This is a genomic window from uncultured Chloroflexus sp. (genome assembly GCF_937951745.1).
Classification (GTDB): Bacteria; Chloroflexota; Chloroflexia; order Chloroflexales; family Chloroflexaceae; genus Chloroflexus.
This window is the reverse complement of record NZ_CALFBQ010000069.1, coordinates 19,941-27,595: the sequence shown is the minus strand read 5'-3', so window position 1 is coordinate 27,595 and position 7,655 is coordinate 19,941. Positions and strand designations below refer to the sequence as shown.

Genomic DNA, 7,655 nt, shown 5'->3' with positions numbered 1-7,655 from the left:
GGCATACCGTTGGCGCAGATCGTTAAGCTCGCGCAGCAAGGTCTGCTCGTCGGATGGCATACCAACCTCATATGAGATGATTGCTGACAGCTTGGTCACGTTGCAACGGGGCTATGAGTAATTGTAGGGCAGGGGAAAGGGGATGTCAAAATAGTATCGGTAGAGACATAAAGCAGTACAGAGACTAGTCATCGCTACAACTGATATTATTAGCCGTATATTACTATAAAAATTATAACTGACTATTTTATAACTTGCAATAAGTTGCTGTAGTCATCTGTCCAAGGGCGTAAGTTGGATGTGTCATTTTCAAGGGTATCTACCTTACCAACTAGCTTTGGGTGATTGAATATGGTGGGTTGACGAGTTAACAAAACCCACACGGAAGGAAAGAAACTAGCTTCTTTATCAGGTGGAGCATCAGTACGAATGATCCCAACAGTCAAGTCGAAATGTCGCGCTGCTTTCCAAATGATAGGTGTCAGATCAAGGTGGCGATTACTGATATGGACAGCAAGAATTCCATCTGGAGCGAGATGTTGCAAATAGAGAGCGAAGGCTTCCAGTGTTAAGAGATGGACAGGGATAGAATCACTGCTAAACGCATCAGCAACAATGAGGTCATAACTCTGTGCCTCTCCTCGTGCGAGTTCTTGTTCTAAAGAGAGGCGTGCATCACCCGAAACAATCTCAATGGTTACTCCTCGTTCTTGACTGTCGGATAGGAAAGAAAAAAATCCGTGTTCTCCCTGTGCTATGCTAATGACGAGAGGATTGATTTCGTAAAAGCGGTAGACGTCGCCTTTCTGACCATAGGCAGCTAATGTGCCTACCCCAAGCCCAATAATTCCTACTTTCATCGATTGACCATAATGTGGGTGAGTAGTCAACGCTAACCCGATCCCACTGTCTAGATGGTAGTACCCAGTAGGAATATCGCGTTTATCAGCAGCAGTAAATTGAGTACCGTGCACTGTCGAGCCGTGTATAAGCAAATTAAGGCCTTCTTGCTTGTTTTCCACCACTCGCAACGCGCCATAGAAGTTTCGATCCCTCCAGATAGTATCTTGGTGATCGGGCAACATGATATAGCCAATGAAAATGATCATAACAGTTGCTACTGAACCTATCAGATAGCTTTGCCTTCGAGTATTGAGTTTTTTAGGGGCAAGAAACAGAAGAACCGAATACACGATAATCCATCCTATATATAATTCCCAATAGTCATCAAAAATGAGAGGTGCTATAAAATTTACAAAAAAACCTCCTAGCGCCCCACCAATCGATACCAGTAGATAAAATGAAGTTAGCTGAGTAGGTGCAGGTCGCAAGTGATATAGCTCTCCATGGGCAATCATGCAGACTGCAAATATGAACAGTAGATACGAGCCGATTTGTAGTAAGATTGGCATGGTTGGTATAAGGAGAGCAGCTATCACTCCAACTGAGGTAACCGTCAAAAAAATGAAAAAGGCAAAACGATGGTAGTAAAATTCACCGGCAAACGCAATAGTAAATGACAGTAAATATATAGTCAGCGGCAATATCCATAACAGGGGAACTGGTGCAACCTCTTGTGTTAGGCGGTTTGTCACTGACAGCATCATTAACGTAGCGACCGCACTTAGGGATAGCCAAAGCAGATAGGAAGTGAACGATGTTTGAGGGGCTGAGGTTGCTTGAACGTCCTTATCACGGTGGTAACCGATCTGATCTCTTGTACGAGGAACAGACCAAGCGATGAAACAAGTTACCGCAGCAAACACAATATACAATCCAGACCATAACCATCCTTGCTCGCTCAGCCTAAGAGAAGGCTCCACCAAAAATGGGTAAGAGAGCAAACCAAGGAGCGATCCCGCATTAGAAAGAGCATATAACCAGTATGGAGATTGCCCAACATGCGTTTGCGCGAACCAGCTCTGAATAAGGGGACTATTGCTTGCGAGCGTGAAATATGGCAGACCTACGGAAATAGTTAGCAAGAATAGGATGTAAATGACAGGTTGCTCAGTTGATGTCGGCTTCCAGTTTGTGCTTGGAATCACTGGTGCCGGCCACGATAAACTCAGAAATATTATTGTTCCTACTGTAAATAGAAGTAATATGTTATGTATTTTCCATTGCTTTTTGTAATCCACTGATTTGATCAACCAATTGGCATAGAGATATCCTCCTACAAGCATCAATTGAAAAAATAGTACTACTGCTGACCATACCCCATTTGTTCCGCCGAACCAAGGCAGAATATAATGTGCAATCATAGGCTGTACTTGAAATAGTAAAAAAGCCGAAATAAATATACTGATAATATATTTGTTCATAGAAAGCTCCGATAAATGAAAAGGTTATCAGCCATGTCGTTTTTATTTACTCGAAAGAGATCATAAGATTAGTGTTACCTATTTCTTACCATGAAAATAATTTTGTTAAAAAGCAGAATACTGGCTGGCATATTCAAAACCGCAGCAAAAAAGTTGGTCAAATCACCGTTTTATCTCGACTCAAGGAGCGAGGCTAAGAACGATTTGTACTCATATACAACAGTAGATCTAGTTGTTTAAATCGTGCTTGTTTTCAGGGTTGACCGTAATCAAAGAATCATCACAATGTCAAGAAAAGATTCAGGCATTGGGTGGGAAGAGTAAGCTCATTGTTTTTTCGTACACAGCCCTCGTTCTGGTTCAACGCTGAGAGGTTATGCCTTACCGTACACCGGAATAGCGGCGCCACTGATGATGCGCGCTTTCGGGCCAACGAGAAAATGGATCACCGCAGCAATCTCGGCTGGTTTAACCCAGAGATCGTGATTGGCAGTGGGCATGGCTGCCCAGTTGGTGGGGGTGTCGATCACACTTGGCAGCACGGCGTTGACAGTAATATTGTGCGGGAGGAGTTCGGCGGCGAGCGCTTCGGTTAGTTGCAGCACGGCGCGCTTGGCAGCGGCGTAAGCGGCAAGGTTGGCGCCGGTTTGGGTGGCGGTGCGGCTGCTGACATTGACGATCGCGCCGCCGCCGCGCGCGATCATGTGGGGGATCGCCGCTGCGCACGAGATGACCGCCGTCTTGAGGTTGATGTCGAGCTGGCTTTGCCAGAGTGACCATGGTGTCTGATGCACCGGCGCACCGCCGGCGAAGCCGCCGGCTGAATTGACCAGAATATCAATGCCGCCATGCGTCGCCACAATCGCGTCATAGGCCGCCTTGGCCGCCGCTTCATCGGTCAGATCGACGCATGTGCCAATCACGGTGGGGCAATGCTCGCGTAACTGCGCAAATGCCGCTTTATTAACATAGGGGGTGATTACGGTTGCACCGGCGCCAAGCAGCCGTTCCACCACCGCAACTCCTAACCCGCCGGTTCCGCCGGTGACAATCGCCACTTTTCCTTCCAGATCCATGCACACTCCTCTCGCTGATACAAACGACTCTGGCGCATGCTAACGCCAGAGTCGCCTTCTATGCTCAGACAACCGGAGAGCATCCGCTTGCAGGCAACTCCATCGTTACCCGATTCGGCATAGCCTACTGCATCAGCAGGTCAAAATGCGGTCGTCCATCATCGCCGCCGAGCCGGCGCAGACCGCGCTGAATAGCGCGCAGCGCTCCCTCACCTAGCCAGAAGGTCAGGACTGATCCGGCAATGAGGCCGAGCGCGCTGCCAAGCGCAGCGCCGCTGGCGAACAATACAAACCGCTTGCGTCGCGACGCCGCTCTGCGCCGCGTAGTCTCCTTGCCCATAATACTCCTCACTGTACGACGACTACCGGCATCGCCTTGCTCCAGAGGCGCTCGAGCCGATAGTACTCACGCTGGCTCTGGCTAAAGATATGCACGACGATATCGCGATAGTCGAGCACGATCCAGCCGGTGTCGGCGCTCCCCTCGATACGCGGGTTTAACCCGTGCTCGATCGAAATCTTCTCGTCGATGTGGTCGATGATCGCGCGCATCTGCCGATCGTTGTCGGCGGTGCAGATGATGAAGTAATCAGCGATGGTTGTCTGCGGACGAATGTCAAGCAGCATAATGTCGTGGGCCTGCTTGTCTTCGACCAGCTCGACGATGCGGCGGGCAATCATTCCGGTCTCGATGGTCATGTCCTCCTGTGTTGGGTAGAGTTGTTGTTAACTTGATCCTATCATATTTGACGCAGGTTGTAAAACGTGATCGCGCGGTTTTTGCAACGCCATGATAGCACAAATGAAGGGTTGGTGGGCAGTTGGCCAATTGTTCAACCAAAGACAGATACCCTCACCTTGAGTCGGACATCGAGTTGGTTATGTGTCACTTCCCGTGTCTCGAAGAAGCGTGGATATTCGATCGCACACGCCGCAATCAGTTGTGATAGCTTATTGTAGCCAGACTGATTGGCAGTGAAGGTTGGGTCGATACGCCGCAGTTTTTGGCCGAGCACACCTACACCGACCCATCCTTCGATAGTTCGTCTGCTGATGTATTGCAGGATTTGCACTATCAGGAGCGCAGCGTCGGGCAAGGGGCGGATCGTGACCGGTGTCGGAGACGCCTCTGCTGGTGACGGGGAAGATTGGGTAGAGGGGCTTGTGTCACTAACCAAGGATGCAAACGCGCCAGTAGAGGTGGGTGTGGTGAGGGATGATGGCAGAGGGAGAGCTTGGGTCGGTTGCGTTATGGCGGGCATATTGTGCAGCGGTGCGAGGCTTGCAGCTTGAAGGCCGCTCTCATCCATACTCTCGCCGCTCTTGGCCGGTTCTGGTTTGGCCAGCGGGATAAAGCGGTTACACGCTTCTTTCAAGGAGTCGGACGTATGGCCATTACCGATCACGATCACTTCAGCGCCGGCAGCGCGCAAGCGGTTGACCAGCGGTGTGTAGTCGCTATCGCTGGCGGCGAGGTAAAAACAGGTGATCTGCTCTTGGCAGAGCAGCTCCATTGCCTCAACGGTGAGCAAGATGTCGATTGCGTTCTTGTTCGTCGCCACCCGGCCATGATGGATGGGGCGCAGATTGTAGCGCGCCACCGGCTCGATCCAACTGTAGTTATTGGGCAATGACCAGTTGGCATAGACCCGGCGCGCCACGATTGCGCCATATTCGTGGGCAAGGTGGCGCATGACCTGTTCGGCGTAAGTGGCTGGGCAGTTTTCGCCGTCGATCAGCAGCGCCACCCGACGTTCAGGCGCGAGCAGGGCGGTCGGTGCCTTGATGATGTCGTTTGGTTGTACGACATGCTGAGCGGTGTGGGCCAACTGCCGGAAAACACCGGTAATGTTACTGAGCAGGGGATTGAGCGGTGATGGTGGCATTGTGACCTCGTGGAACTAGCTGGATTCTTTTACGACAAGATACGTTGCGCGCGCGTAAATGTTGCAAAGGATGTGGCGAATCGGGGGAGATGGCGCAGCCGTCTCCGGCGGTGCGCAATGGGCAAGCGCGTCCCGACGTACAGCAGCGCTGCACCTACGATCACGTTTGACGACAGTGGTTTACAAACTCCGCATGGTCTGCTACATTTCTTCGTTACATACGACATCGAACAAGCTGTAGGCAAGCCAAGGAGGCGCGCGATGGCTCAGGTTCTCTCGCTGCAGGTGGGCCAATCTCGGATTGAACTGGTTGAGGGGGATCTCGTCACGCAAGCGGTCGATGCGATTGTCAATGCCGCCAATGAGGCGTTGCAGCAAGGCGGCGGGGTATGCGGCGCAATCTTCCGCGCGGCTGGCGCCGAGCAGATGCAGCAGGCGTGCAACTCGGTGGCTCCCTGCCCAACCGGCGAGGCGCGAATTACCCCCGGTTTTGCTTTGCCGGCGCGGTATGTGATTCACGCGGTAGGACCCATCTTTAGCCGTTATGCACCGGAAGAAGCCGACCGGCTGTTGATAAGCGCGTACCATGCCAGTCTCGCGTTGGCTCGCCAATACGGTCTGGACAGTATCGCCTTCCCTAGCATCGCCACCGGCATCTACGGATTCCCGGTCGAGCGCGCAGCACCGTTGGTCTTGCGCGCGCTCCGCGAAGATTTGCAGCTCCATCAGACCCCGGCGCTGGTGCGCATGGTGCTCTGGCACGATACATTTCCGGTTTACCGGGAGGCGTTAGCGCAGATGCAGGCATAAGAACCGGCGGGAAGGTGCAACAATCCGGCGTTGCCGACGTCATATCGCCAGAGCATGCAGGCGCGCCTCATGCGCCCCGGCGGGAAGGAGTGATCTATGCAGACTCGACTCACGCGCAGCAGCACCGACAAGATGATTGGCGGCGTCTGTGGCGGGCTGGCGCAATACTTTGCTGTTGACCCAGTGATCGTCCGCCTCATCTTTGTGCTGGTCTTTTTCATCAACGGTATTAGCTTGCCGATCTATCTCGTGCTCTGGATTGTGATGCCGAAAGAGACCCCGACAACGCCGTTTACCCCATCGGCCAGCGGTACAACCCCGGCTAACCAAGAGGTCTTTGCCCGCCAAACTCAAAGCGGTGGGCAAGCACGAGTAGGGTATGCACCTGATCCGAGCTATCGGTTTGATCCGCTGACGGGCCAACCGATCAGCGGGCCAGCAGTTGGTGAGACAGTCAATCTGGCGACCACGCCGCCACGGCGGCGGAACTGGAGCCTGCTTGGTTTGATCTTGATTGGGGTTGGCGGATTGATTCTGCTCGATCAATTGGGAGTCAATCTCTCGTTGCTGTTCCCCGTGTTGATGATTGTGGCGGGTTTAGTGCTCTTGCGGCGGGCACGGTAGGAGGGGCATCGCGGCGCAATGCCCCTCCTACCGCACGCCCCCGGCGATCATCGCGATGACAATCGCGATGATCGCTCCACCGACCGAGCTAATCAAATTCACCAGATCGTTATCCATCCAGCGCCAGCCGCGTAGGAATCGGTTAGGGGTGCCGTCGCGAGCCACCCGGCGCTCAGTTTCGCGCCCGTCTGGGTAGACATAAATAGCTTGGACAGTCGCGCCGAGCCAACTATCAAACAGGGCACCGCCCAAGCCACCGATCAGACCGGCGGGGATCATCCACCACGGTAAGGGGTCACCCGGCGTGGCGAGCGCGCTAAAGCCAAACATCGCCAGCCCGATAATGAGGCCGCCGGCTGCGGCAGCCGAGGTGCCGAGCATGGTAACACCGCCCGACGTGCCCGGCGACACCGGCTGGCGGGTGGTGATCAGGCGCGGTTGGTGCGGGCTGAGCACGCCGAGTTCGGTGGCCCACGTATCAGCATTCACTGTTGCCATCAGGCCAACGAAGGCTGCGAGCAGCCACCACGGCTGGCCGCTGAGCGCAAACGCGACCGCGCAGAGCGCGCCCAATCCGCCATTGGCGATGGTCTGGAAGAAATCGCGTCTGCCGCCCTTGGAAAACTTCTCGGCAGCCCGCCGCTCTTTGATCGATTCTTTATAGTGCGAGAGAATGCTGCTCGTAACAAAGAAGACGATCAGCGTTAATCCCCATGGCCAGCCGCCAAAGCCAAACGTAAGCGTTCCGACCAACACCGCGCCCAACCAGCCACTTTCACTCAGCGAGCGACGGGCAAAAGCGACGCCGCCGATTGCAATGCTGAGAATGAACCCAAGCCCGATCTGCATGAGGTCGATCATAGTCATCCCCCGACTCTACGCCGGAGCGGCAAAATAAAGATCGCAGAGCGCCATTACAATGGCGCTCTGCGATT

Annotated in this window: 8 protein-coding genes; 2 read left to right on the top strand and 6 right to left on the bottom strand. The window is 53.4% G+C overall.

Translation table 11 applies throughout. The annotated features are described in order from the left end of the window. Positions 1-242: 242 nt before the first annotated feature. From Q1A59_RS15420 to Q1A59_RS15400, 5 genes are all read right to left on the bottom strand, one after another. The gene (locus tag Q1A59_RS15420) at positions 243-2,324 is read right to left on the bottom strand and encodes a fused MFS/spermidine synthase (RefSeq protein ID WP_299645210.1); all 2,082 of its coding nucleotides are present in this window, start codon (positions 2,322-2,324) and stop codon (positions 243-245) included. A gap of 374 nt (positions 2,325-2,698) precedes the next feature. Beyond that, positions 2,699-3,400: an SDR family NAD(P)-dependent oxidoreductase gene (locus Q1A59_RS15415; RefSeq protein WP_299645209.1), complete on the bottom strand. Its 702-nt coding sequence runs from the start codon at positions 3,398-3,400 to the stop codon at positions 2,699-2,701. 124 nt (positions 3,401-3,524) lie between these two features. After that, positions 3,525-3,740 carry a hypothetical protein gene (locus Q1A59_RS15410; protein WP_298402535.1) on the bottom strand — a complete coding sequence of 72 codons (216 nt, stop codon included), beginning with the start codon at positions 3,738-3,740 and terminating at the stop codon, positions 3,525-3,527. A gap of 8 nt (positions 3,741-3,748) precedes the next feature. Then, positions 3,749-4,099, bottom strand: coding sequence for a ribosome silencing factor (rsfS, locus tag Q1A59_RS15405; protein WP_298402533.1), 351 nt, complete (start codon positions 4,097-4,099; stop codon positions 3,749-3,751). Between the two features lie 134 nt (positions 4,100-4,233). Next, complete coding sequence (locus Q1A59_RS15400) at positions 4,234-5,286, bottom strand: NYN domain-containing protein (RefSeq protein ID WP_299645208.1); 1,053 nt, start codon at positions 5,284-5,286, stop codon at positions 4,234-4,236. Positions 5,287-5,547: 261 nt separating this feature from the next. Between Q1A59_RS15400 and Q1A59_RS15395 the strand changes: the two genes are divergently transcribed. Together Q1A59_RS15395 and Q1A59_RS15390 are read left to right on the top strand one after the other, a co-directional pair. Beyond that, positions 5,548-6,096 carry a macro domain-containing protein gene (locus tag Q1A59_RS15395; RefSeq protein ID WP_299645207.1) on the top strand — a complete coding sequence of 183 codons (549 nt, stop codon included), beginning with the start codon at positions 5,548-5,550 and terminating at the stop codon, positions 6,094-6,096. Between the two features lie 96 nt (positions 6,097-6,192). Next, entirely contained in the window at positions 6,193-6,720 is a 528-nt protein-coding gene (locus tag Q1A59_RS15390; protein ID WP_298402530.1) for a PspC domain-containing protein, read from the top strand. Positions 6,721-6,747: 27 nt separating this feature from the next. On the opposite strand, the gene Q1A59_RS15385 is transcribed toward Q1A59_RS15390, so the two are convergent. Continuing rightward, the gene (locus tag Q1A59_RS15385) at positions 6,748-7,581 is read right to left on the bottom strand and encodes a DUF92 domain-containing protein (protein WP_298402528.1); all 834 of its coding nucleotides are present in this window, start codon (positions 7,579-7,581) and stop codon (positions 6,748-6,750) included. Between the last annotated feature and the right edge of the window lie 74 nt (positions 7,582-7,655).

Excerpts from the sequence above, each read along its gene's own strand:
- Q1A59_RS15415 (WP_299645209.1), bottom strand. The coding sequence starts at position 3,400 with ATGGATCTGGAAGGAAAAGTGGCGATTGTCACCGGCGGAACCGGCGGG.
- Q1A59_RS15395 (WP_299645207.1), top strand. The coding sequence starts at position 5,548 with ATGGCTCAGGTTCTCTCGCTGCAGGTGGGCCAATCTCGGATTGAACTG.
- Q1A59_RS15420 (WP_299645210.1), bottom strand. The coding sequence starts at position 2,324 with ATGAACAAATATATTATCAGTATATTTATTTCGGCTTTTTTACTATTT.
- Q1A59_RS15390 (WP_298402530.1), top strand. The coding sequence starts at position 6,193 with ATGCAGACTCGACTCACGCGCAGCAGCACCGACAAGATGATTGGCGGC.
- rsfS (WP_298402533.1), bottom strand. The coding sequence starts at position 4,099 with ATGACCATCGAGACCGGAATGATTGCCCGCCGCATCGTCGAGCTGGTC.
- Q1A59_RS15385 (WP_298402528.1), bottom strand. The coding sequence starts at position 7,581 with ATGATCGACCTCATGCAGATCGGGCTTGGGTTCATTCTCAGCATTGCA.
- Q1A59_RS15400 (WP_299645208.1), bottom strand. The coding sequence starts at position 5,286 with ATGCCACCATCACCGCTCAATCCCCTGCTCAGTAACATTACCGGTGTT.
- Q1A59_RS15410 (WP_298402535.1), bottom strand. The coding sequence starts at position 3,740 with ATGGGCAAGGAGACTACGCGGCGCAGAGCGGCGTCGCGACGCAAGCGG.